This is a genomic window from Allobosea sp. AAP35, from assembly GCF_001295925.1.
Lineage (GTDB): Bacteria > Pseudomonadota > Alphaproteobacteria > Rhizobiales > Beijerinckiaceae > Allobosea.
The window spans coordinates 119,885-141,107 of sequence record NZ_LJHQ01000010.1 but is presented as its reverse complement, the minus strand read 5'-3'; the positions used below and the strand labels follow the sequence as shown (position 1 = coordinate 141,107).

Annotated in this window: 19 protein-coding genes and 2 pseudogenes; 13 read left to right on the top strand and 8 right to left on the bottom strand. The window is 63.6% G+C overall.

Annotated elements, in window-relative coordinates:
* On the top strand, positions 1-993 hold a 993-nt coding region (locus IP69_RS05310; RefSeq protein ID WP_054141763.1), incomplete at its 5' end, for an IS256 family transposase.
* An 81-nt stretch (positions 994-1,074) separates the two neighbouring features.
* Here IP69_RS05310 and IP69_RS05305 read toward each other — a convergent pair.
* Both IP69_RS05305 and IP69_RS05300 read right to left on the bottom strand, forming a co-directional pair.
* Positions 1,075-1,515 carry a response regulator gene (locus tag IP69_RS05305; protein ID WP_054141762.1) on the bottom strand — a complete coding sequence of 147 codons (441 nt, stop codon included), beginning with the start codon at positions 1,513-1,515 and terminating at the stop codon, positions 1,075-1,077.
* A gap of 12 nt (positions 1,516-1,527) precedes the next feature.
* A complete protein-coding gene (locus tag IP69_RS05300; RefSeq protein ID WP_054141761.1) occupies positions 1,528-2,700 on the bottom strand; it encodes a histidine kinase dimerization/phosphoacceptor domain -containing protein in 1,173 nt (390 codons plus the stop codon).
* A 225-nt stretch (positions 2,701-2,925) separates the two neighbouring features.
* Here IP69_RS05300 and IP69_RS22560 point away from each other — a divergent pair.
* The 5 genes and pseudogenes from IP69_RS22560 to IP69_RS22555 form a co-directional block, all read left to right on the top strand.
* Positions 2,926-3,081, top strand: a pseudogene (locus IP69_RS22560) (recombinase family protein); the annotation flags it as partial.
* Between the two features lie 297 nt (positions 3,082-3,378).
* Positions 3,379-3,750, top strand: a pseudogene (locus tag IP69_RS05295) (integrase core domain-containing protein); the annotation flags it as partial.
* 657 nt (positions 3,751-4,407) lie between these two features.
* Entirely contained in the window at positions 4,408-5,046 is a 639-nt protein-coding gene (locus tag IP69_RS05290; RefSeq protein WP_054141760.1) for a hypothetical protein, read from the top strand.
* A 238-nt stretch (positions 5,047-5,284) separates the two neighbouring features.
* On the top strand, positions 5,285-6,610 hold the full coding sequence (locus IP69_RS05285) for a TolC family outer membrane protein (protein WP_248306719.1): 1,326 nt from the start codon (positions 5,285-5,287) through the stop codon (positions 6,608-6,610).
* Positions 6,611-6,775: 165 nt separating this feature from the next.
* Positions 6,776-7,354 (top strand): DUF2497 domain-containing protein, encoded by a 579-nt coding sequence (locus IP69_RS22555; RefSeq protein ID WP_156323297.1) that lies wholly within the window; start codon positions 6,776-6,778, stop codon positions 7,352-7,354.
* A 265-nt stretch (positions 7,355-7,619) separates the two neighbouring features.
* On the opposite strand, the gene IP69_RS05275 is transcribed toward IP69_RS22555, so the two are convergent.
* Positions 7,620-8,105, bottom strand: a complete 486-nt coding sequence (locus tag IP69_RS05275) for a pyridoxamine 5'-phosphate oxidase family protein (protein ID WP_054141757.1) — start codon at positions 8,103-8,105, stop codon at positions 7,620-7,622.
* Between the two features lie 181 nt (positions 8,106-8,286).
* Here IP69_RS05275 and dps point away from each other — a divergent pair, with 181 nt between their 5' ends.
* The 6 genes from dps to IP69_RS05245 all read left to right on the top strand — a co-directional run bounded on the left by dps (position 8,287) and on the right by IP69_RS05245 (position 16,245).
* The gene (dps, locus tag IP69_RS05270) at positions 8,287-8,799 is read left to right on the top strand and encodes a DNA starvation/stationary phase protection protein Dps (RefSeq protein WP_054141756.1); all 513 of its coding nucleotides are present in this window, start codon (positions 8,287-8,289) and stop codon (positions 8,797-8,799) included.
* 159 nt (positions 8,800-8,958) lie between these two features.
* The gene (locus tag IP69_RS05265) at positions 8,959-11,778 is read left to right on the top strand and encodes a valine--tRNA ligase (protein ID WP_054141789.1); all 2,820 of its coding nucleotides are present in this window, start codon (positions 8,959-8,961) and stop codon (positions 11,776-11,778) included.
* Positions 11,779-11,992: 214 nt separating this feature from the next.
* Entirely contained in the window at positions 11,993-12,574 is a 582-nt protein-coding gene (locus IP69_RS05260; RefSeq protein WP_054141755.1) for a DedA family protein, read from the top strand.
* A gap of 414 nt (positions 12,575-12,988) precedes the next feature.
* A complete protein-coding gene (gene ilvD / locus IP69_RS05255; protein WP_054141754.1) occupies positions 12,989-14,719 on the top strand; it encodes a dihydroxy-acid dehydratase in 1,731 nt (576 codons plus the stop codon).
* 16 nt (positions 14,720-14,735) lie between these two features.
* A complete protein-coding gene (locus IP69_RS05250; protein ID WP_197279682.1) occupies positions 14,736-15,653 on the top strand; it encodes a tetratricopeptide repeat protein in 918 nt (305 codons plus the stop codon).
* A 223-nt stretch (positions 15,654-15,876) separates the two neighbouring features.
* Positions 15,877-16,245, top strand: coding sequence for a hypothetical protein (locus IP69_RS05245; protein ID WP_156323296.1), 369 nt, complete (start codon positions 15,877-15,879; stop codon positions 16,243-16,245).
* Positions 16,246-16,264: 19 nt separating this feature from the next.
* On the opposite strand, the gene xth is transcribed toward IP69_RS05245, so the two are convergent.
* From xth to IP69_RS05225, 4 genes are all read right to left on the bottom strand, one after another.
* Positions 16,265-17,050: an exodeoxyribonuclease III gene (xth, locus tag IP69_RS05240; RefSeq protein ID WP_054141752.1), complete on the bottom strand. Its 786-nt coding sequence runs from the start codon at positions 17,048-17,050 to the stop codon at positions 16,265-16,267.
* 14 nt (positions 17,051-17,064) lie between these two features.
* Entirely contained in the window at positions 17,065-17,793 is a 729-nt protein-coding gene (locus IP69_RS05235) for an LrgB family protein (protein WP_248306718.1), read from the bottom strand.
* On the bottom strand, positions 17,790-18,161 hold the full coding sequence (locus IP69_RS05230) for a CidA/LrgA family protein (protein WP_054141751.1): 372 nt from the start codon (positions 18,159-18,161) through the stop codon (positions 17,790-17,792). The genes IP69_RS05235 and IP69_RS05230 overlap by 4 nt, the downstream gene beginning before the upstream one ends.
* 126 nt (positions 18,162-18,287) lie before the next feature.
* On the bottom strand, positions 18,288-18,764 hold the full coding sequence (locus IP69_RS05225; protein WP_054141750.1) for a BA14K family protein: 477 nt from the start codon (positions 18,762-18,764) through the stop codon (positions 18,288-18,290).
* Between the two features lie 343 nt (positions 18,765-19,107).
* On the opposite strand from IP69_RS05225, the gene IP69_RS05220 reads away from it, so the two are divergent.
* Positions 19,108-19,629, top strand: a complete 522-nt coding sequence (locus tag IP69_RS05220; RefSeq protein ID WP_054141749.1) for a TIGR00645 family protein — start codon at positions 19,108-19,110, stop codon at positions 19,627-19,629.
* Positions 19,630-19,675: 46 nt separating this feature from the next.
* Here IP69_RS05220 and trpE read toward each other — a convergent pair whose 3' ends face one another.
* The gene (gene trpE / locus IP69_RS05215; protein WP_054141748.1) at positions 19,676-21,208 is read right to left on the bottom strand and encodes an anthranilate synthase component I; all 1,533 of its coding nucleotides are present in this window, start codon (positions 21,206-21,208) and stop codon (positions 19,676-19,678) included.
* Between the last annotated feature and the right edge of the window lie 15 nt (positions 21,209-21,223).

The window sequence follows — 21,223 nt, the reverse complement described above, 5'->3', positions numbered from 1 at the left end:
ATCGAGCTGGAGATTCCGCGCGATCGACAGGCGACGTTCGATCCGCAGCTCATCGCCAAGTATCAGCGCCGCTTTCCTGGCTTCGACGACAAGATCATCTCGATGTATGCCCGGGGCATGAGCGCCCGGGAGATCGTCGGGCATCTGCGCGAGCTCTACGGCATCGAGGTCTCGCCCGATCTGATCAGCGCCGTCACCGACGCCGTGCTCGACGAGATCGCGGCCTGGCAGGCAAGGCCGCTGGAGCCGGTCTATCCGCTGGTGTTCTTCGATGCGCTGCGCGTCAAGATCCGCGACGAGGGCGTCGTCCGCAACAAGGCCGTCCATATTGCCCTGGGCGTCCGTGCCGACGGCGCCAAGGAGATTTTAGGCCTCTGGTTGGAGCAAAACGAGGGCGCGAAGTTCTGGTTGCGCGTCATGAACGAGCTCCGCAACCGCGGCGTCGATGATATCCTGCTGGCTGTCGTCGATGGCCTGAAGGGCTTCCCTGACGCAATCCGGGCCGTCTATCCCGAGGCCATGGTTCAGACCTGCATCGTTCATCTGCTGCGCCACAGCCTGGACTTCGTCTCCTACAAGGACCGAAAGCTCGTCGCCGCGGCGTTGAAGGGCATCTACCGCGCCATCGATGCCGCCGCCGGCGAAGCGGCGCTCAGTGCGTTCGACGAGGGGCATTGGGGCCGCCGCTATCCGGCGATCGGACAGAGCTGGCGGCGCGCCTGGAGCGAGGTCGTGCCGTTCTACGCCTTCCCGGCCGACGTTCGTCGCATCCTCTACACCACCAACGCGATCGAGGCGCTGAACGCCAAACTGCGCCGGGCCGTGCGCGCCCGAGGACACTTCCCAACCGACGAGGCTGCGATGAAGCTCCTCTTCCTCGTCTTGAACCGCTCCGAAAAGGAGTGGAAGATGGGGCCTCGTGAATGGGTGATGGCCAAAGCTCAGTTCGCCGTCATCTTCGGCGAGCGCTTCACCAGAGCCATGGCGGCCTGATGTTCAACCCGCCGCCCGCACACGGAAATCCTGACAGTCCCTTGTAAACGCAATCGAAGATTTTAGCTTATTTCAATCGTGTTAACTCATTACTGCTGGCGCCTGAGGCGCCAGCTTGAGGCTGGCAGGTACCTTATCAGGCATTAGGCCGCTTTTTATAAATGAAGTTAAGAAAGCCATCGCGCTGAGCAGATCGGTTTTGGTGAATGGCTTCTCAACTACACCCAACGCGCCAGCGAAATCTTCAGGTATGCGCCTGAGATTTGCAGTCATATAAACAACCAGCGTCCGGCAAGACGTTCTAATAAAGTCGCCGACAACCAATCCAGTCGTCCCGTCAGCCAAACTTAAATCAACAAATGCGACGTCGGGCTCAGAGGACATTGCGAGCCTGCAAGCCTCGTTTAACGTTCCGGCAATACCCACGACCTGATGCCCTGCGCCCGAAACAATCATTTCGACCTGTTTTGCGATAAGGTATTGATCCTCAACGATCAGAATCCTCAATCCAAAATCACTCATGTCAGGTCAAGCTCAGGTGATCGGGAGCATGATCCTAACACATGTCCCAGGAGACGCGGGAATCCATTCGATGCTCGCTCGTAGCTGTTTGATGAGGGTCTCTATCAATGTGTGACCAAAGCCTGTTCCATGTGCCTTAGAGCCGCCCATACCTACGCCGTTGTCCTCAATCGCAATTTCACAAGCGGCTGCTGTTGGCCTCACGGAAACACGAATATCCCCTGCTTGCCCTGCGGGAAAAGCGTGCTTCAGCGCATTTGTGATCGTTTCGTTGATAACAAGCGCAACTGAAGCAGCGTCGTCGGCTTTAATTTTTACGCTTTCAGCGGTAACGTTTAGCTCAATATCGTTTCTGCCCGAGGCGCCGACTAAGTTGGTCGCGATTTCGCGCGTGAACTCTCCCAGATCAAAATCCATAATGTTATCAGACTGATATAATCTTTTGTGGACGAGGCCCATAGCCTCAACACGCTCCAGCATCTCTTGGAGTGTGTTTTTTATTTTTTCGTCAGGTATACTCATTGATTGAAGCATCAACATTGCACCAATCATTTGCAGATTGTTTTTAACTCTATGATCGACTTCGTGGACCAGCAAATTACTGATAGAAAGCGCAGATTCTAGCTCTATGGTCCGAACTTTGACTCTTTGCTCGAATTCAGCCGCGAGGTTTTTACTTTCAGCAAGCGCCACCTCGAGCTCTTCGGTGCGAATGGATACCAAGCGCTCCAAATTAGACTGAAGGCTTGCGGCATCTAGCTCATGTTTTTTTCGTTCTGTTGCATCGATCTGGGAAGCAAAATAATACTGGACCTCACCTTGAGCGTTTGGAACGGGGCTTATGTAGACTGCGTTCCAAAATGGTGTTCCGTCTTTGCGATAATTGAGTATGTCAACGGCGACGTCCGTTCCACTTGCGAGGGCTTCGCTAATTTTCCTTGAAGACTCTGGGTCCGTATCTGGCCCTTGCAAAAACTGACAACTGGCTCCGTTTGTCTCCGATCGCGAATAGCCCGACATCCGGAGAAATGCGTCGTTCGCGAAAATGATTGGATTGCCCGGACGGCGTGGATCGGTAACGACCATCGGCATCCGCGTTGCACGAATAGCGGCTGCGAATGGGTCTGCTTGTCCATGCTGCACGTGCAGATCATCAGTCAGTAGCCACGCTGTAGCGCTCTCCATCGAATCACCTATCGCCTCCAAATCTGTCAAGAAAACCTAACAGTTGCGTTGAAGAAGACAAGCGGCTGCCGATTATAGCCTTCAGCGTGGCCGCAGTTTTCTAACAGACCAGCCTGTCGCGCAGTACAGAAGCTCCTGGTTGAAACAGCTCCTACGTCACGTGAGCGCTGAACTTGATCCAACCTTTACTGACTAGGGGTAAACCATCCTATTGAGAAGCGTCGCATGCGTCGTAGATGGCTCCCCGTCGCCCGACGCGAGTTCGATATCATCGCGGCATGGGCTATCGATTACCTGGGCCGGTCACTGCCCGATCAGGTCAACTTGCTTGGTGAACTCCAGGCCAGCGGTGTCGATCTGTTCCTGCACCAGCAGGCCCGCGACACATCGCCCTACTCGCAGCAGTTCGGCTGGTCCCGATCTACACTTAATCCAGGCGCTATCGCCTCGATCCCGCGCGCTACCAGCGCGCGCTGCAGGGCTGGTACAGGCTTGAAGTCGTCGACCACGACCGGTGCACGCAAGCGCCTTCCGTCGACCAACTGGTCGGCGATGAAGTCGAGGCTCCAGCGCTGGTTTTGCCCCTGTGGCATGACCGACCTCGTGGTTGGACGTTTCGACCACTGCAGGGTCGAGTTCTATACTCCACGCTGCTGCGAGCCCGAGTTCACGGTCAACCGCGAATGCCTTGCGCTTGTGGTCGACACCCTGCTCTCCGGCCAGCGGGTCGCCCGCGAACTCGATGCCCTCATCGCCCCTCGCGGCCGGCCGCTCATGTTCGTCAGCGACAACGGCACCGAGCTGACATCGCAGTCAATCCTGCAATGGCGGGAGGATAGCCAGGTCGAGTGGCACTACGTTGCGCCAGGCAAGCCGATGCAAAACGGGTTCGTCGAGAGCCTGAATGGTCGCTTCCGAGACGAATGTCTCAACGAGCACATGTTCCGCAACCTGCCGACCGCTCGCAGGCCGATCGAAGAATGGCGGATGGACTACAATGCCCACCTGCCGCACACGAGCCTCGGTGGCCTCACCCCCAACGAGTTTGCGACCCGGTCCAGGACGGACCACATCGAGAACAGAGCCAGCTATGAACGAGGGCAAATAGGGGGCAACGTCACAGCTGATCGCCAAGTTCGCTCAGCCGCTCGTCGACATCGAAAAAGCCCGGCATCCCCGCCATCGCGCTCTCCCACCGATTCGAGCAGCCAGAGAATCACGAAACCCCGAAGGATGCGAGGTTCTTCGAACCGTCCAATTTTCTACCTGAGCGGCCTGCCCCTTAATCCAACGCAAGAACCCACCTGTTAGAGTATGGCGTGAAGTGGATCGCTGCGACGCCTATTTATTGGAGGCTTGTGCAGTGTTGACGGGGCAGGGGACTTTGCAAATTTGGTATAACAAAACGGAAAGCGAACCGGGTAAAAACCGGGTACAGTACGACTGTATGTCACCGTTTATCGAGTATATTTGTTTGTTTTCAGGTTTCTATGCGCCGTTGTTCGATTCCGGGCGAGGCCTCCAAACATCTCATGCCGACACACTCAATCGAATCCAGGGCCCGGTAGGCGTCGGGTATGGGATGAAGCGGCACTCCGCGACATCTTGCCTTTTGGCGCGCGCTCGAACAAGAAGCAGGCATGGTCTGCGGTCCCGGAAGCCTGTGGGGTAGCCGGCCCTTGAGGCCGCGGACGGAGATTTCGGAACATGGAAAATTTCGCCGCACTGCGCCGCATGATGGTCGATTGCCAGCTGCGGACCTATGACGTGACGGACCGAGCGGTGCTGGCTGCCGCCGACGAGGTGCCGCGCGAGGCTTTCCTGCCGTCATCGCTGTCGCACCTGGCCTATCTCGATCAATCCGTGCCGTTGCCGGGCACCGGGCGGGCTTTGATGACCCCTATGGTCATCGCCCGCATGCTGCAGGTTTTGGAGCTGCAGCCTGGCCAGGACGTTTGCGAATATGGCGGCGCAACCGGCTATGGCGCGGCGCTGATGGCGCGGATGCAAACGAAGGCGACGCTTTGGGAGCCTGATTCCGACGCCCGTTCTCTGGCGGAAGCGGCGTTGCGCATGGCCGTCGTCGATGTGTCGGTCACGGGCGATCGACCTGGCGACGGGTCCTTCGATGCGGTGATCGTCAGCGGCGCCTGCGAAACGTCACCGGAGATGTTGTTCCCGCTGCTGCGGGACGGTGGCAGGCTGATCGCGGTCGAAGGCTTCGGACGCTCGGCCCGCGTGACGCTCTACCAGAAAGCCGGCGGCAAGGTGTCGGGACGACCCGTTTTCGACGCCGCGGCACCCGCTCTGAATGAGTTCCGTACGAAACCCGCATTCGCGTTCTAAGTCGGGCGGTGTCGCAAAATTACGGCACTGCCTTCCACAAAGCAGGTAGCTCGTAACTGTGCGTTGGCGCACCGGGCCGGTCGAGCTATGAATTGATTCTTCTGATGCCGAGGCTGGGGCGATGCCTGGGCGCGACTCGAGTCCGCACATGAGGCGTCCGGTGACACGATTGAACAGATCTGCAAACAGCGCGGGGCTTGGTCTGGCCGCAGTGCTGGGTCTTGTGCTTGCATCGGGCATGTCGACGTCAGCCCTGGCGCAAACGATGGATGCGGCTCTGGCGCGCGCCTATGCCGGCAACCCGACGCTGAACGCGCAGCGGGCGGCGGTTCGCGCCACCAACGAAAATGTTCCGCAGGCGCTGTCAGGCTACAGGCCGCGCATCACGGCATCCGCCGATATCGGCGCCAGCATCACCGACGCCAATATTCCTGGTGTTGCCGCGAACTCGGTCTCGCGGCTGGGGCCGCGCGGTGTCGGCGTGCAGATCGACCAGAATATCTTCGACGGCGGCCGGACGCGCAGCTCCGTCAGCCAGGCCGAATCGCAGGTGCTCGGCGCTCGTGCGACCTTGCAAAACACCGAGCAGAACGTGCTGCTTGATGCGGCGACGTCCTACATGAATGTCTTGCGCGACACGGCGATCCTGACGCTCAACCGCAACAACGTCGAGGTTCTCGAAGAGCAGCTTCGCCAGACACGCGACCGCTTCCAGGTCGGCGAGGTCACGCGAACCGACGTGGCGCAGGCCGAGGCACGGCTTTCTCAGTCGCAATCCCAGGCCATTCTGGCCGAGTCGAATCTAAAAACCTCGATCGCGCGCTACCGTCAGAATGTCGGCGTCGAGCCAAGGCAGCTGGCGCCAGGCCGCCCGGTCGAAAACCTGCTGCCGAAATCGCTTACCGCTGCACTCAACGGCGCCTTGACGACCCATCCGGCGATCATCGCCTCGTTGCACGGAGTCGATGCAGCCGAACTGCAGGTCAAGGTATCGGAAGCCGATCTCTACCCGGTGCTCGGCGTGCGCGGCCTGGTGCAACAACGTTACGATACGAGCGCGTTCGGAGATAACCGCACCTCTGCCAGTGTCGTCGGTACGCTGACGATCCCGATCTATGAGGGCGGCCAAGTCTATTCGCGCACCCGTCAAGCGAAGGAAACCGCCGGCCAGCGTCGAATCGAGGTCGATACGCAGCGCGATACGGTGCGCGCGGCCGTCGTCTCCGCCTGGGGCGGGCACGAGGCAGCCAAGGCCCAGATCGTGGCGGCGCAGGCTCAGGTTCAGGCGGCCGAAACGGCTCTGGCCGGTGTCCGCGAAGAGGCCAAGGTCGGCCAGCGCACGACGCTGGATGTGCTCAACGCGCAGCAGGAATTGGTTAGCGCCCGCTCGACACTGGTGACCGCGCAGCGCGACCGGGTGGTGGCATCCTATTCGGTGCTCTCCGCGATCGGCCGTCTCTCGGCCCAGACGCTCCGGCTGAAAGCGGAGCCCTACGATGCGCGCAGGCATTACGATCAGGTCAAGGGCCAACTCTGGGGCACGCAAACGCCGGACGGGCGCTGAACCCAGCCACCGACGCATCGCGCCATCGACATTCGCGCAACAGCCAGCGAATCCCTGTGGGCGGCCGGAGATGCCGCCTTGCTTGAGAGAGGTCGCGTGAAATACTCGAAGATGGGATGGCGTTGATTCGGTCGGTGCGCCCAGAGTCGAGTGGTTCGGATCCAGATGAGCGCGCAACCCAAGTCCACCGAACCGTCGATGGAGGAGATCCTTGCCTCCATCCGCAGGATCATCTCGGATGACGAGGTCAAGCCGGTCGAAGCCGAGATCGAGGCTGCGCCGGTAGCGCCTGAGCCGCCCCCCGTCGATATCGACGACGACGTGCTCGACCTGGGTGCTGAAGCGGCGCTCGTGCTACCCCCAGAACCGGCCGCCGCGCCGGTCGATAGCGATATCGACTTTCTCGATACACGGATGCCGGAGGCTGAGCCGCCCGTCGCACCGGTCCAAGCCGCACCTGCTGTCGAGCCCGAGCCGGAACCGACCTATTCAGCACCGCCTCCGCAAAGCCCGCCCTTCGATATGGCGCAATTGCTGTCCGACCAGACGAGTTCGGCGGTCACAAACGCCTTCGGCCAGTTGGCTCATACCGTCTTGTCGAACAACGCCCGCACGCTCGAAGACCTCGTCAAGGACATGCTGAAGCCCATGCTGAAGGGCTGGCTTGACGATAACCTTCCGACGATGGTCGAGCGGCTCGTCAGAGCCGAAATCGAGCGTGTCGCGCGCGGCGGACGGCACTGAGGCCGCTACCGAACGCCAGAAGCAACGATCGATCAGGCTGGGTCCTGCCGCGACCGGCGCCGTTTGGCCGGCGGAGGCGCTAATTTTTCGAACGCGCCAGCGTCATTGAGTCGTTTCAACCCAAAGGCGAGGAGCGTCAGAACGGCCGTTGGGGCGCCAAGACGAGAGACCAGCATCCCAAGCCCGACGGCGACAGGGCGCGGATAGCGGCCTGAAGCGGCTTCGGACGCAATCCAGGCGCCGACAGCGTGAACCAACAAATTCATTAGAGTGCCACCTTCTTGTTGACGCCGAGATCCGGCTTGGCCCCCGTGATGGCCGCCGCTGCCATCTTCACGGTCGTCACGATCTTGCCGGGGCTAGCCCAGAATTCGGCCATCGAGGGACGCACGCGCAAAACGCGGATATTAGGGTCGTCCTGGCTATCCCAGAAGGCCTTGTTGCTGGGGTCCCACAAAGCGTGAACCTTTGCGCGGTCGTCGAACACGGTTGCTGTGCCGGTTATCGAAACGTAGCGCATGCTGCTATTGTCGGCGAAGGCGAGACAGACATTCTCGTTGAGGCTGATCTCGTCATCCTTCTGGTGCCGGCGATCGGTCAGGAAGTAGATCGCATCCTCCTCGCGTTCGCCATGAGCATGCATGGGGCGGGCCCTCAGTTCGTCGCCCTCGCCGTCATGGGTCACGAGCATCGCAAACTTGATGTCGGCGATGAGGTCCCAGACCTGGGTCTGGTCGCTGTGATGGGTCATGTCCGAAGCTCCTGCTTGCCTGAGGCGTCAACCGATGGAGGGCGCTACGGTTCCCTGCCCGCCGGCAAAACAGGGTCAGACGAGGCAGTTGCGATCGGGCGACGGCGGCGCGGAACGTCGTCGCAAGCGAGGCGTTGGGCCCAGGCGGCATGAGCCGCGCCGTTGATCCCAAGGACATGCCATGACCAAACCCACGACAGCCGGCGCCGGGAAGATCGTCAAGTCCAGCAAGGTCGATCTCGAATCGAATACCAAAAGCGAGATCGCAGGTCTCCTCAATGCGCGTCTCGCCGATGGAATCGATCTGGCATTGCTGACCAAGCAGGCGCACTGGAATTTGAAGGGCCCGGGCTTCATCGGGGTCCACCTCATGCTTGACGGTTTTCGCAAGCTGCTCGACGAGCATGTCGACACCGTCGCCGAGCGCATCGCGCAACTCGGCGGCATCGCGCTGGGCACCACGCAGACCACCGCAGCCGCGACATCGCTTTCGCCCTATCCGACGGAGATCGTGGCGGTCAAAGACCATCTCGATGCGTTGATCCAGCGCTATGCCGACACCGCCAACCTGGTGCGCGAGGCGATCGACGCCGCCGAAGAGGCGGGCGATGCCGGGACGGCCGATGTGCTGACCGCCTATTCACGCATGCTGGACAAGGCGTTGTGGTTCCTGCAGTCCAACCTGGCCGAATGATCCGCGCCGGTCGTCACCGATGAAGGGCGGCCGGCTGTCGCTCGCCTGGCGCTAAGGTTGACGCGAGGCCCATGCTTGGGCTTTTAAGGCTACCGACCTTTAAGCCTGCAATCCTTCGGCCGGGGCATGACCCCGGCCGTTTTGCGTTCGAGCGAAGCGATGATGGATAAGACATTCGAGCCCGCCGCCGTCGAGGCGCGGATCAGCAAGGCCTGGGAGGAGGCGAATGCCTTCGCCGCCGGACGCGGCGCGCAAGCCGGAGCCGAGCCCTATTGCATCGTCATCCCGCCGCCCAACGTCACCGGCTCGCTCCATATGGGCCACGCGCTCAACAACACGCTGCAGGATGTGCTTTGCCGCTTCGAGCGCATGCGCGGCAAGGACGTGCTCTGGCAGCCGGGCACCGACCATGCCGGCATCGCCACGCAGATGGTCGTCGAGCGCAGGCTGGCCGCTGAAAACGGCACCGACCGCCGCACGATGGGCCGCGAGGCGTTCCTGGCCGAGGTCTGGAAGTGGAAGGAAGAGTCCGGCGGGACGATCGTCAACCAGTTGAAGCGCCTCGGCGCCTCCTGCGATTGGTCGCGCGAGCGCTTCACCATGGATGAGGGGCTGAGCCAAGCCGTTCTCAAGGTCTTCGTCGCCCTGCACAAGCAGGGGCTGATCTACCGCGCCAAGCGGCTGGTGAACTGGGATCCGAAGTTCCAGACCGCGATCTCGGACCTCGAGGTCGTCCAGGTCGAGAAGACCGGTTCGTTCAAATGGCAGCGTGGCGGCGAGGAGGCTTTCGAGCCCGCCAAGCTCGACAAGGTCCTGACCAAGGACCCGAACGGGCATCTCTATTATTTCAACTATCCGCTCGATGGCGCCGCCTACGACGCCGACGACGCATCGACCTTCATCACGGTCGCGACGACGCGTCCGGAGACGATGCTGGGCGACACCGGCGTCGCGGTTCACCCGGAGAACGAGACGCTCGGCCATCTGATCGGCAAGAACATCGTCCTGCCGCTGGTCGGCCGCGTCATCCCGATCTTCGGGGACGATTACGCCGATCCGGAGAAGGGCACTGGCGCGGTCAAGATCACGCCGGCGCATGACTTCAACGACTTCGAGGTCGGCAAGCGCCACAAGCTCGCGGTCATCAACATTCTCGACGGCGAAGCCAGGATGCTGCTCGCCGACAATGAGGATTTCCTGGCGGGTAGCACGCCGGAGGCCGAGACGCTGGCCCTGCACAGCGTCAACCGTTTCGCGGCCCGCAAGGCGGTCGTGGCGATGATGGCGCAGCGTGGCTATCTCGCGAAGATTGAGCCCAACACCAACACCGTTCCCCATGGCGATCGTTCGGACGTCGTGATCGAGCCCTGGTTGACCGACCAGTGGTATGTCGACGTCAAGCCGTTGGCCAACCGCGCGCTCGGCGCGGTCAAGGACGGCCGCACGAAGTTCACGCCCGAGAGCTGGACCAAGGTCTATTATGACTGGCTGGAGAACATCGAGCCGTGGTGCGTCTCGCGCCAACTCTGGTGGGGCCATCAGATTCCGGCCTGGTATGGCCCCGATGGCGAATGCTTCGTCGCGGAGTCCGAGGCTGCCGCGCAGGCGCTGGCGCTCGGCCATTATGGTGGCGCGGTTGCGCTCACCCGTGACGAGGACGTGCTCGACACCTGGTTCTCTTCGGCTTTGTGGCCGTTCTCGACCCTGGGTTGGCCCGACGAGACGGCGGAGTTGAAGCGTTACTACCCGACGGCGACGCTCGTCACCGCCTTCGACATCATCTTCTTCTGGGTCGCCCGGATGATGATGATGGGCCTCAACTTCATGGACGAGGTGCCGTTCAAAGACGTCTACATCCACGCCATCGTTCGCGACGAGAAGGGCGCGAAGATGTCGAAGTCGAAGGGCAACGTCATCGACCCGCTCGTGCTGATCGATCAGTACGGGGCCGACGCTTTGCGCTTCACGCTCGCCGCAATGGCGGCCCAGGGCCGTGACATCAAACTCGCGACCAACCGCGTCGAGGGCTATCGCAACTTTGCGACCAAGATCTGGAACGCGGCGCGCTTTGCCGAGATGAATGGCTGCGCCCGCGTCGAAGGCTTCGATCCTGCGGCGGTGAAGCAGCCGCTCAACCGCTGGATCCTGAGCGAAGCGGCGACCGCCGCCGAGGGCATCGCGGCCGGTATCCCGAGCTTCAAGTTCAACGAGGCGGCGGGCTCCGCCTATCGCTTCGTCTGGAACCAGTTCTGCGACTGGTATCTCGAACTCGCCAAACCCGTTCTGCAGGGGGAGGGCGTCGATCCCGCCGAGAAGGCCGAGACGCAGGCGACCGTCGCGCATGTGATCGACCTGATCTGCCAGTTGCTCCACCCTTTCATGCCCTTCCTCACCGAGGAACTCTGGGCCCAGAAAGCAGGCGAGGGCGCCCCGCGTCTGCTTGCAGCCGGGGACGATGCGCTGGTCTGCCTGACGCGCTGGCCCGATCTCGCCGCGCTCAAGGACGCGGCGGCCGAGGCCGAGATCGGCTTCGTCGTCGATCTGATCTCCGACATCCGCTCGGTTCGCTCGGAGGTCAACGTTCCGGCCGGGACGCAGGCGCCGCTGGTGCTCGTCAACGCCTCGGCCGCGACGCGCGCCACGATCGAGAGCTGGCGGCCGATGATCGAGCGTCTCGCCCGGGTTTCGGAGATCGCCTTCGAGGCGGCGTCTCCGGCGCAATCGGCGCAGATCATCGTGCGCGGCGAGGTCGCGGCGCTGCCGCTGGCCGGCATCATCGATCTCGAGGTCGAGCGGACGCGTTTGACCAAGGAGATGGTGAAGCTCGACCAGGACATCGCGGTCGTCGACAAGAAGCTCGGCAATCCCGATTTCATGGCCCGCGCACCCGACGAGATCGTCGAGGAGAACCGCGAGCGCAAGGCCGCGGCGGAGGCTCGCAAGCTGAAGATCGCGGAAGCGCTGGCGCGGCTATCCTGAGGCGCGGGGCAACCGGCTGCGCGGGCTCGCTGGGGCGGTGCCGGTCCTGTCCGTCGCCGCGCTGCCATAGCGGCGCCGTCAAATTGACCTTCCTGTAACAGAGCGCTGGTATTCTTTTCGCGAGGCGATTAGATGCGCGGCGGTCGCAGGGCTGCCATGCGCTTCATGCCGGCCTTTACCATCGTTGCCAGCCAGGACGGGTTGACCCATTGCCATGTTGAAGCGCGCTTATGACGGTCTGGTTGCCTATGCCTCTCATCCTGCGGCCCCGTGGCTGCTGTTCTTCCTGACCTTCATCGAGAGTTCGGTCAGCCCGCTGCCGCCGCTGCCGCTTTTGCTGCCGATGTGTATCGCTCGCCCGGATCGCGCCTGGTTCTATGCCGGCGTCTGCTCGGTCGGCGCGGTGCTGGGCGGCTATCTCGGCTACGCCATCGGCGCGCTGCTCTACGATTCCGTCGGCTCCTGGCTGATCGGCATCTATGGGCTGCAGGACAAGGCCGCCGAACTGATCGCCACCTCACAGGATTTCTGGTTCTGGGTCCTGGTCACCAAGGGGCTGACGCCGATCCCGTTCAAGATCGTCACGATCATGTCGGGCTTCCTGCATTTCGATCTGTGGAAATTCACGGTCGGGATGGTGGTCTCGCGCGTCACCTTCTTCGCCATGATCGCGGTGGCGCTGCGCTATTATGGCGACGACATCCGCATCTTCATCGAGAAGCACCTGCCGATGACGGCGCTGGCTTTGGTGGTGATCGTGGTCGGCGGGTTTTTCGTCCTGCCGATGGTGCTTTAGGCCGGCGGCCAATCATTCAGGCTGCGACGCCGACGCGCTCCTGCTGCCGCGCTATCGCCGCATCGGTCCTGCCGCGCGCTATCGACCAACCCGGCGCCAAACCAGCCACGGCAGGCGTTGAGGCTGGCGCCATGGCCAGGTCCGCGACCGATTTGTTGCATCCACGCAACAGCCACCGAGCTTCGCATCCCGCGAGCCTCGGCGAGGGAACAATCGCCGCGAAGCCGCCACAAAGCCCGGCCAGCTAGAGCGTGCCTTAAGTCTCTGAGATTTCGACGAATTAGAAGATGCGGTCGAGGGGCGTCGCGTTTCGATGCAACCTGGCCATGGCATGGCGAGCGTTGCGCACGGCATGGCCCGTGTGGAACATCCGCCCCGCGCCGAAAGGTGCAGGGTGGAACAAGGAAAAAGACGATGGATGCGCCTGTTTTCGACAAGTCGAAACTTCCCAGCCGGCATGTGAGCGTGGGTCCGGCACGGGCGCCGCACCGCTCCTATTATTACGCCATGGGGATGACCTCTCGGCAGATCGCGCAGCCCTTCGTCGGCGTCGCCTCGTGCTGGAACGAGGCCGCACCCTGCAACATCTCGCTGATGCGCCAGGCCCAGGCCGTGAAGAAGGGCGTCGCTTCCGCCCAGGGCACGCCGCGCGAATTCTGCACGATCACCGTGACGGATGGCATCGCCATGGGCCATCAGGGCATGAAGTCCTCGCTCGCCTCGCGCGAGTGCATCGCCGACTCGGTCGAGTTGACCATGCGCGGCCACTGCTATGACGCGCTCGTCGGCCTTGCCGGCTGCGACAAGTCGCTGCCGGGCATGATGATGGCGATGGTGCGCCTCAACGTGCCGTCGATCTTCATCTATGGCGGCTCGATCCTGCCCGGCACCTTCAAGGGCAAGCCCGTGACAGTGCAGGACGTGTTCGAGGCCGTCGGCAAGCACTCCGTCGGCGCCATGTCGGACGAGGACCTGAAGGAGCTGGAAGAGGCGGCCTGCCCGTCGGCGGGCTCCTGCGGTGCGCAGTTCACCGCCAACACCATGGCCACCGTCGCCGAGGCGATCGGCTTGGCGCTGCCCTATAGCTGCGGCGCGCCCGCGCCCTACGATGTCCGCGACACCTTCTGCTACACCGCCGGCGAGATGGTGATGGAGCTGATCGCCAAGAATATCCGCCCGCGCGACATCGTCACCCGCAAGGCGCTGGAGAATGCGGCGATGGTCGTCGCGGCCTCGGGCGGCTCGACCAATGGCGCGCTGCATCTGCCGGCGATCGCGCATGAATGCGGCATCGATTTCGATCTCTTCGCCGTTGCCGAGATCTTCAAGAAGACGCCCTACATCGCCGATCTGAAGCCGGGCGGAAAATACGTCGCCAAGGATATGTTCGAGGTCGGCGGTATCCCGCTCTTGATGAAGACGCTGCTCGACCATGGCTTTCTGCACGGCGACTGCATGACGGTCACCGGCCGCACCATCGCCGAGAACCTCGCTTCGGTGAAATGGAACGACCAGCAGGACGTTATCCGCCCCGCCAACAAGCCGCTCTCCGACAATGGCGGCGTGGTCGGCCTGCAGGGCAACCTGGCGCCGGAGGGCGCGATCGTGAAGATCGCCGGCATGACCACCGAGCAGCTGACCTTCACCGGCCCGGCGCGCTGCTTCGACTGCGAGGAGGATGCCTTCGCCTGCGTCAGCCAGCGCGGCTACGAGGTCGGCGATGTGCTGGTCATCCGCTATGAGGGTCCCAAGGGTGGGCCCGGCATGCGCGAGATGCTGTCGACCACGGCCGCCCTCTACGGGCAGGGCATGGGCGACAAGGTCGCGCTCATCACTGATGGCCGCTTCTCCGGTGCCACGCGCGGATTCTGCGTCGGCCATGTCGGTCCGGAAGCGGCCGTTGGCGGGCCGATCGGCCTGATCCGCGACGGCGACATCATCGAGCTCGATGCCATCACAGGAAAGCTCGCAGTCCGCCTTTCTGATGCCGAACTTGAGGAGCGTCTTAAGAGCTGGGTGCCGCGCAAGACCGGCTACAACTCCGGCGCTCTCTGGAAATACGCTCAGACGGTCGGTTCCGCCAAGGGTGGGGCCGTGACGCACCCGGGCGGCGCCGCCGAGACCCATTGCTATGCGGATATCTGACGCCACGATCGCAGCATTGTTTCTTGTCCTGGGCGGCCAGCAGGCCGCCTGGGCGCAGGATGCCGTGGGCGGTCGTGGCCCGATACCGCCGCGCCCGATCCCGGGCATCGCCTTGCCCGAACCCGATAGCGGGCCAGAAGGACTGCCCGGCACCGCGACGATCGGGCCGGCTCCCCATGCGCCCACCGCCCATACCGCGCTGCCGCTGGCACCCTTCAGCAGCGCCCGCGACGCCATCAAGGCCTGGATGCGCGACACCACCGCCGGCAATCAGGCCGGCGCGGTCCGCGCGCTGGAATATGCCGCCGCGCAGGGGCATCTGACGGCGCAGTTCAAGCTTGGCCGGATGTATGCCGGAGGCGAGGGCGTCCCGACAAATGATCTCAAGGCCTTCGAGTATTTCTCGAAGATCGCCGACGAGAATGCCGACGCCATTCCTGGCACGGCCGATGGCCGCATCGTCGGCAATGCCTTCGTGGCGCTCGGCGGCTATTTCATGGACGGGATCGCGGGCAGCTATGTGAGGCCCAATCTCGACCGGGCCTTCGACATGTTCCACTACGCCGCCTCCTATTTTGGCGACCCGGAAGGCCAGTACAATCTCGGCCGGCTCTATATGAGCGGGCAGGGCACCCGCCGTGATGCGCGGCAGGCCGCGCGCTGGATGAAGCTCGCGGCTGAGAAGGGCTATGCCCCGGCCCGCGCCGTCTTCGGCGACATGCTCATCCGCGGGGGTGAGGGCGTGCCGCGCCAGCCGGTCCTGGGCCTCGTCTGGTTGTCGCTTGCGCGCGAGAGCGCCGATCCCAGCCGCGAGACCTGGATCATCGAGCGGCACGAGACCGCCTTCGCCACGGCTTCGGCGACCGACCGCATGGCTGCGCTTGCCTTGATCGAGCGGCAGCAGATGGCCGGCGCCCGGGCGCCACAGCGCTGAGCGCATCAATTCTTTTGCGCTCAAGCTCCTCCGCCCTCAAGCTCCTCCGCGAATAAGGTTCTCCGCGTGAGAGACATTCGTGGGACGAGATCCAGAAGACCCGGCCTCGGCACCGGTCACATTTCCGGCAGCTCAAGTTATCCCGGACAAAAAAGGCGGAATCTTACGGCGCATCCGTGCTATTGCGCCGTCCGTATCCTCACGGACGCCGGAGAAAATCTGTATGCGCGCGCTTGTTTCGGTTGGTTCAGCTGCCATGGTCGCGTTGCTGCTGGCAGGTCCAGCCCTTGCTCACGACAATTACGAGTCCTGGCCGGTGCTGTCCGATCCGTTTCCGAGCACGGGAGGGGGCGGAATCATGATCCACGACTACAACCCGGTCGTCTCCGGCGTGCAGTGCATGACAAACTTCCGGGCGGTCGAGCCCAATGGCACGACCTATAACAACTACGTGCTGTTCGACGCGGTCGAGACCAAGGGCGGCGTTCTTTGCACCAATGGCCGCTGGCGTTCGACGGATGGTGGGGGCACCGGGCGAACGACGTTTCGCGTGTTCATCAAGGACGGCGTGAAGCGCGGCTCGGGCGAATAACCCACCGACCGACTGTCTCTCAGGCCGCCTTCAACTCGACCATCACCGGCACATGGTCGGACGGCTTCTCCCAGCCACGGACATGTTTGACGATCTGGACGCCCGCGAGTTTGTCTGCCGCCTGCGGCGAGAGCAGCAGATGGTCGATGCGGATGCCGTTGTTGCGCTGCCAGGCGCCGGCCTGATAATCCCAGAAGGTATAGAGGCCGCTGTCGTCGCTGCTGGCACGCAGGGCTTCCGTCAGCCCGAGATTGAGCAGGCTGCGGAAGGCCGTGCGCGTCTGCGGCAGGAACAGCGCGTCCGAAACCCAGGCGGCGGCGTCGCGCGCATCGCGCGGCTCGGGAATGACATTGTAGTCGCCCGCCAGCACCAGCGGCTCCTCATGGGCCATCAATAGCCGCGCATGGGCGGTCAGGCGCTTCATCCAGGCGAGTTTATAGGGGTATTTCTCGGTGTCGGGCGGGTTGCCATTGGGCAGGTAGATCGAAGCCAGGCGGATGACGCCGGTGCCGAGCGGCAGCAGCCCTTCAAGATAGCGCGCCTGCTCGTCGGCCTCGTCGCCCGGCAAGCCGCGCCGGACCTCCTCCAGCCTGGCGCGGCTGATGATCGCGACGCCGTTGAAGGTCTTCTGACCGTGGGTCTCGACCTGCCAGCCGGCCGCTTCGATCTCGGCGCGCGGAAAATCGGCATCGATGCATTTGATTTCCTGCAGACACAGCGCGTCCGGCTGCGCCTCCTTCAGAAAATCCACCAGATGGCCGAGGCGCTGACGGACGGAATTGACGTTCCAGGTGGCGATACGCAAGGGGCGACTCCGGATCAGAACAGCCGCAGAATAAGCGGCACGAGAACCGCCGTGACAAGCCCGTTCAACCCCATCGCGATCGCGGCAAAGGCGCCGGCCACAGGATTGACCTGAAAGGCGCGCGCCGTGCCGATGCCATGGGCCGCCAGCCCTGCCGCAAAGCCGCGCGCCCGCCAGTCCGTGAGGCGCAGCAGCGCCATCAGGGGCGTGACCATGATGGCGCCCAGGATGCCCGTGGCGATGACCAGCGTCGCCGTCAGGGATGGCTCGCCGCCGATCTCGCGGGCGATCCCCATGGCGATCGCGGCTGTCACCGATTTCGGCGCGAGCGAAGCCAGGATCGGTTGCGGCACGCCGAAGGCGGCCGCGATGCCGACGGCGCTGACCACGGCCGTCAGCGCGCCTGCCAGCAGCGCCGCCAGGATCGGAAGCGCAGCCTTGCGCACCAGCGACCAGTGGCGGTGAAGCGGCAGGGCCAATGCGACGGTGGCGGGACCGAGCAGGAAATGCACGAATTGCGCCCCTTCGAAATAGGTCTCGAAGGGTGTGCGGGTCGCGCCCAGGATCAAGGCCAGCAGGGCGACGGCGATCAGGACCGGATTGGCGAGAGGGTGCCGGCCGAAGCGCGCCGAAATCCGTTCGGCCACGACATAGGCCGCCAGCGTCACCGTCAGCCAGAGCAGCGGATCGGCGGCGAGGTAGACCCACAGCGTCTCGACGCGGGCGAGATCGGGCGCGATCACGGTGTCTCGTCCGGGCGACTGTCGACGAGGGCCGCAACCTTGACGAAGACCAGGGCCGTGACGGCCAGCGTCAGTGCCGTCGAGACGATCAGCGCCACGATCAGCCCGGGCCCATGGGCCACGAGCGACCCTGCATGGCGCAGGATTCCCGCCCCAGCGGGTACGAAGAGCAGCGACAGATGGGCCAGCAGAACGCCGGCCACCATGGCCAGCGGCGCGCCCTCGCTCGCAGCCGCCGGGCGCAGGCGCAGACCCAGAAACAGCAGCGCCATGCCGATCACGGGACCCGGAACGGGCAGGTCAAACAGGCGCGCGCCGGCCTCGCCGACGAGCTGGCAGGCAAGCAGGAGGGTGAGGGCTGCGATCATGCGGGGCGAGCTCCGGTCTGGCCCGACACTACGCCCTCGCAGGCCGACAAACAAAAGCCTCTCCGCATCGCTGCGGAGAGGCCGGTTGCTTCCCTCGGGCCGGTGCGGCCCGAGGAACGGGATCGGTCAGGGGCAGGCGCGCACCACGCCGCCGGTGGCGATATAGGTGCCGGTCTCGGGGTCGTAGGTACGGAAGCGGCGCGAGCAATAGGCCACGGCATCGACATCCGCCGCACCATAGCCATAGGCCCGAACCGGAGCGCCATAGACGGGCGCCGGCGCGACATAGATCGGGGCCGGCTCGACATAGCGTGGGCCTGCCAGCGCACCGGCCGCGAGTGCGCCGCCGAGAATGCCCGCCGCAACACCGGCGCCGACGGCCGCGCCGCGACCGCCACGGTAGTAGCCGCCGCGATAGCCATAGCGCGGACCGTAGCCGTAGCGCGGGCCATAGCGACGATACTGCACGGTATCGATGAGGTCGCTGCCGGCGCCCATGGCCAGCGCCGGGACGGAGGCCGAGCCGATGGGGGCCGCGTTCACGGGCGCCGCCAGCATGGCACCGCCAATGAGGGCCGCAGCAAGGGTAAAGCTCTTGATCATTGTGGAATCCTCTCCTCTCGGATGAGAGGAAGCTTGCGCGTCCTCTGTTGTTCCAAACTAGCCGTTACGATTCGATCGTCGCAACCTTGACGCATGATAGCGTCAAAATTTCGTCGTCGATGGCACCGTCTCGGTGTGCTGATGCTTTTCACGGGGTCGCTTGCGCATTGACCCTTTGCGCCCCATTTCGCATCAGCTTATTTTGCACTGCATCATTCGTTCGAAGGACTTGAGATCAACCATGTCGCATCCCGGCGAAACCCCGGCCCCCGGGTCCTCCACCCCGGCCGCATCCGCTTCATCGGCCTTCGCCCTGCCGGCCGAACCGGTGCGTTTGAACACCATGTCGCGGATCATCTTCGGATCGCGCTGGCTGCAGCTGCCGCTCTATCTCGGCCTGATCGTGGCGCAATGCGTTTATGTCTTCCTGTTCCTCAAAGAGCTCTGGCACCTCGTCACTCACGCGTTCGACTTCTCCGAGCAGCAGATCATGCTGGTGGTTCTGGGCCTGATCGACGTGGTCATGATCTCGAACCTGCTGATCATGGTCATCATCGGCGGCTATGAGACCTTCGTCTCGCGGCTCGGCCTCCAAGGTCATCCCGACCAGCCGGAATGGCTGAGCCACGTCAATGCGAGCGTGCTCAAGATCAAGCTCGCCATGGCGATCATCGGCATCTCGTCGATCCATCTGCTGCGGACCTTCATCGAGGCCGGCAATATCGGCAGCGCCGGCCGCACGACCTCCTATACCGAGACGGGCATCATCCTGCAGACGGTCATCCACACGGTCTTCATCCTTTCCGCGATCGGCATCGCCTGGGTCGACCGGATGACAATCCCGCCTAACGGCAAGGGGCACTGAGGGTACCGCGCCATGAGGAGGCCGCGACCGGGTCGCGGCCTGGGGGTTATTGCCCTCGGCCGGAGCGAGCGGCGAAGCGGATCGCCTCCTCGGCGGCCCGGAACAGTGCCTTGGCCTTGTTGACGCATTCGGCCTGTTCCGACGCCGGCTGCGAATCGTAGACGATGCCGGCTCCTGCCTGGACATGCATGCGGCCGTCCTTGACCACGGCGGTGCGAAGCACGATGCAGGTGTCCATCTCGCCATTGGCGCCGAAATAGCCGATGCAGCCGCCATAGGCGCCGCGCGCATCGCGCTCCAGTTCGTCGATGATCTCCATCGCCCGGACCTTGGGCGCGCCCGAGACGGTGCCGGCCGGAAAGCCGGCAGACAGCGCAGCAAGCGCATCGTGGCGGGGATCGATCTGCCCTTCGACATTCGAAACGATGTGCATGACCTGGCTGTAGCGCTCGATGAAGAAGGAATCGGTGACCTTCACCGTGCCGATCTTCGCGACGCGGCCGACATCGTTGCGGCCGAGATCGAGCAGCATCAGATGCTCGGCGCGCTCCTTGGGATCGGCCAATAACTCCTGTGCCAGCGCCTCGTCTTCCGCCGGAGTGGCGCCTCGACGGCGCGTGCCGGCGATCGGGCGGATGGTGACAGTTTCGTCGCGCAGTCGGACCAGGATTTCGGGGCTCGAACAGACGATCTGGAAATCGGCGAAGTCGAGATAGCACAGGAACGGTGCCGGATTGACGCGGCGCAGCGCCCGGTAAAGCGCGAAGGGCGGCAGCTGGAACGGCGCCTCGAAGCGCTGCGACAGCACCACCTGAAAGATGTCGCCGGCGCGGATGTAATTTTGCGCGGTGGCGACCATGGCGTGGAATTCGGCCTCGCTCGTATTCGAGACGATGGCCGGCTCGGGCAGGGCGGCGATGTCGATCGCGGCGTCCGGGGGCAGGGGGCCTTCCAACGCCCGTACCACGGCGTCGAGCCGCTCCAATGCCCGCTCATGGGCAGCGCGCGCCGGCACACCGGGCTGGTGGCGCACCGGCGTCACGACATGGATCTCGTCGCGCACCGAATCGAACACGACCATCAGCGTCGGCCGCGTCAGGATGGCGTCAGGAACGCCGGTGCCGGTCTCCTTGGGCTGCGGCAGCCGCTCCATCAGCCGGACTATGTCGTAGCCGAGATAGCCGAACACGCCAGCCGCCATCGGCGGCAGATCGTCTGCGCCGAAGAGCGCTTCGTCCTCGGGGATGGCGCTCTCGTCGAGCAGGGCGCGCAGGCTCTCGAAGGCCGGTCGCGGATCGGTCAGGAAGGACTCGCCCAGCGCCGGTCGGCAGATCGAGGCTTCACCGTGATGGCAGCGCCAGATCAGATCCGGCTCGAGACCGATCATCGAATAGCGGCCACGCACGGCGCCCCCCTCGACCGATTCGAGCAGGAAGGCCGGGCCCTGTGTGGCGTGGCGCAGCTTCAGGAAGGCGGCGACCGGCGTCTCGCAGTCGCCGACCAGCACCTGCCGCAGCAATTGCGCCGTACCGGCCTCATAGGCGGCCGCAAACGATTCGTGATCCGGCGGCCCCATCATCGGCAGTCTCGCACC

Excerpts from the sequence above, each read along its gene's own strand:
- IP69_RS05305 (WP_054141762.1), bottom strand. The coding sequence starts at position 1,515 with ATGAGTGATTTTGGATTGAGGATTCTGATCGTTGAGGATCAATACCTT.
- IP69_RS05300 (WP_054141761.1), bottom strand. The coding sequence starts at position 2,700 with ATGGAGAGCGCTACAGCGTGGCTACTGACTGATGATCTGCACGTGCAG.
- IP69_RS05290 (WP_054141760.1), top strand. The coding sequence starts at position 4,408 with ATGGAAAATTTCGCCGCACTGCGCCGCATGATGGTCGATTGCCAGCTG.
- IP69_RS05285 (WP_248306719.1), top strand. The coding sequence starts at position 5,285 with ATGTCGACGTCAGCCCTGGCGCAAACGATGGATGCGGCTCTGGCGCGC.
- IP69_RS22555 (WP_156323297.1), top strand. The coding sequence starts at position 6,776 with ATGAGCGCGCAACCCAAGTCCACCGAACCGTCGATGGAGGAGATCCTT.
- IP69_RS05275 (WP_054141757.1), bottom strand. The coding sequence starts at position 8,105 with ATGACCCATCACAGCGACCAGACCCAGGTCTGGGACCTCATCGCCGAC.
- dps (WP_054141756.1), top strand. The coding sequence starts at position 8,287 with ATGACCAAACCCACGACAGCCGGCGCCGGGAAGATCGTCAAGTCCAGC.
- IP69_RS05265 (WP_054141789.1), top strand. The coding sequence starts at position 8,959 with ATGATGGATAAGACATTCGAGCCCGCCGCCGTCGAGGCGCGGATCAGC.
- IP69_RS05260 (WP_054141755.1), top strand. The coding sequence starts at position 11,993 with ATGTTGAAGCGCGCTTATGACGGTCTGGTTGCCTATGCCTCTCATCCT.
- ilvD (WP_054141754.1), top strand. The coding sequence starts at position 12,989 with ATGGATGCGCCTGTTTTCGACAAGTCGAAACTTCCCAGCCGGCATGTG.
- IP69_RS05245 (WP_156323296.1), top strand. The coding sequence starts at position 15,877 with ATGCGCGCGCTTGTTTCGGTTGGTTCAGCTGCCATGGTCGCGTTGCTG.
- IP69_RS05230 (WP_054141751.1), bottom strand. The coding sequence starts at position 18,161 with ATGATCGCAGCCCTCACCCTCCTGCTTGCCTGCCAGCTCGTCGGCGAG.
- IP69_RS05225 (WP_054141750.1), bottom strand. The coding sequence starts at position 18,764 with ATGATCAAGAGCTTTACCCTTGCTGCGGCCCTCATTGGCGGTGCCATG.
- IP69_RS05220 (WP_054141749.1), top strand. The coding sequence starts at position 19,108 with ATGTCGCGGATCATCTTCGGATCGCGCTGGCTGCAGCTGCCGCTCTAT.
- trpE (WP_054141748.1), bottom strand. The coding sequence starts at position 21,208 with ATGATGGGGCCGCCGGATCACGAATCGTTTGCGGCCGCCTATGAGGCC.